Source organism: Mesorhizobium sp. M1A.T.Ca.IN.004.03.1.1, assembly GCF_003997555.1.
In the GTDB taxonomy this organism is placed as follows: domain Bacteria; phylum Pseudomonadota; class Alphaproteobacteria; order Rhizobiales; family Rhizobiaceae; genus Mesorhizobium.
In genome coordinates this window covers 1-240 of sequence record NZ_RZTV01001004.1, presented here as the reverse complement: position 1 = coordinate 240, position 240 = coordinate 1, and the positions used below count along the sequence as shown (strand labels likewise).

Sequence of the window (240 nt, the reverse complement as noted above, 5' to 3'; positions counted from 1 at the left end):
CTGCGGGGTCGCGCTGAGGGCGCCGTAGGTGCGGCCGTGGAAGCCCCGGTGGACCGAGATGATCGTCCCGGCCCTGCGGCGCTTGCGCGCGCACTTCAGAGCGGCCTCGACGGCCTCGGTGCCGGAGTTCGTGAAGAAGACCTTCGTGCCCTCCCCCAGCTCCGCGGCGACGGCGAGCCGCTCGCTCAGGCGGACCATCGGGTCGGTGTAGAAGAGGTTGCCAACGTGCAGCAGCTGGGC

1 protein-coding gene is annotated in these 240 nt (G+C 71.7%); it reads right to left on the bottom strand.

Features of this window, described 5'->3' with window-relative positions; genetic code table 11:
- Positions 1-240 (bottom strand): aminotransferase class III-fold pyridoxal phosphate-dependent enzyme (locus tag EOD29_RS34700; RefSeq protein WP_127248914.1); only part of this gene is annotated, 240 nt, incomplete at both ends.